Annotated in this window: 1 protein-coding gene; it reads left to right on the top strand. The window is 77.7% G+C overall.

Going from position 1 to position 1,467, the window contains the following annotated elements; all coding sequences use genetic code 11:
* Positions 1-94: 94 nt before the first annotated feature.
* Entirely contained in the window at positions 95-1,336 is a 1,242-nt protein-coding gene (locus ACFVGY_RS14175) for a thymidine phosphorylase (protein WP_385676331.1), read from the top strand.
* Positions 1,337-1,467: the final 131 nt, after the last annotated feature.

Below are 1,467 nucleotides of genomic sequence, written 5' to 3'. Positions count from 1 at the left end.
GGCGGCCCCCCCCCCCCCCCCCCGCTGCCCCGCCGCGCGGGAGCGGCCCCCAAACCGCGCAACCCGCCCGGGGGCCCGCAACTAACGCGCCCCCATCGAGGCGCTGGTGCACGCGTACGGGCAGGGGGCCGTGCCCGACTACCAGATGGCGGCGTGGCTGATGGCCGTGGCCTGCCGCGGCATGGACGAGGCCGAGACGACCGCGCTGACGAGGGCGTACGTGGAATCGGGGGACCGCCTGGACTTCTCGGGCCGTTCCCGGCCCCTGATCGACAAGCACAGCACGGGGGGCGTGGGCGACAAGACCACCCTGTTCGTGGCGCCCGTCGTCGCGGCGTGCGGCGTCTCGGTGATGAAGATCAGCGGGCGGGGGCTCGACTTCGCGGGCGGCACCATCGACAAGCTGGAGTCGATCCCCGGTCTGCGGGTCGACCTGGCGCACGAGGAGATCCTCGACGTGCTGGACGGCAGCGGGATGGCGGTGGTCGCCCAGAACGCGCGGCTGGTACCGGCCGACGGTGCCACGTACGCGCTGCGCGACGTCACCGGCACCGTGGAGAGCCTGCCGCTCATCGCGGCGAGCGTGATGAGCAAGAAGATCGCCGCCGGGACCGACGGGGCGGTGATCGACGTCAAGTACGGTTCGGGGGCGCTGGTCGGCGACGCCGTCCGGGCCGAGGAGCTCGGCAGGATGATGATCCGCATCGGCGAGCTGTCCGGCCTGCCCTGCCGGGTCGTGCTGAGCGACATGAGCCGGCCGCTGGGCCTCGCCGTGGGCAACGCCCTGGAAGTCGCGGAGGTCGTGCAGGCCCTGCGCGGCCGCCGGATACCCGGGTTCAGCGCGCTGGCGCACACCCTCGCCGTCGAAATGCTGCGGCTGGCCGAGCCGGGTGTGTCCCCCGCCGAGGCCGGGGCCCGGGTGCGGGACGCCGTGGACAGCGGGCGAGCCCTGGCGGTGTTCCGCGACTGGGTGGCGCGGCAGGGCGGTGACGCCCGCGTCGTGGACGACCCGGGACTGCTGCCCGCCGCGCCGTGCGTGGACGTGGTCACCGCGCCCCGCTCCGGCTGGGTCGCCGGGATCGACGCCCGCGCCGTGGGCCGGCTGGCGCTGCGCCTGGGGGCGGGGCGGCTGCTCCAGGGCGACCGGGTCGACCACGCCGTGGGCGTGGTGCTGCGCCGTCAGGTCGGGGACCGGGTGCAGGAGGGCGAGGCGCTCGTGGAGGTGCACCGGCGCGAGGGGACGGACCCGGCTGCGGCGGGTGCCGAGGCGCTGGCGGCGTTCTCCTTCTCCGCCACGCCGGTCGCGGCGCCCGAGGACGTCCACCCCGTGCTGTAGGAGCCGGCTGCGGCGCCCCGCGCCGCCCCCCCCCCCCCCCCCCCCCCCCGCCGCCCCCGGCCCCCCCCCCCCCCGCCCCCCGCCCCCCGCCCCCCCGCGCCCGCCCCCCCCGCCCCCCCGGTTGCCCCGGG

This window comes from Streptomyces sp. NPDC127106 (assembly GCF_042677605.1).
Classification (GTDB): domain Bacteria; phylum Actinomycetota; class Actinomycetes; order Streptomycetales; family Streptomycetaceae; genus Streptomyces.
The sequence above is the reverse complement of the archived record's forward strand: the minus strand, read 5'-3'. Positions and strand labels throughout refer to the sequence as shown.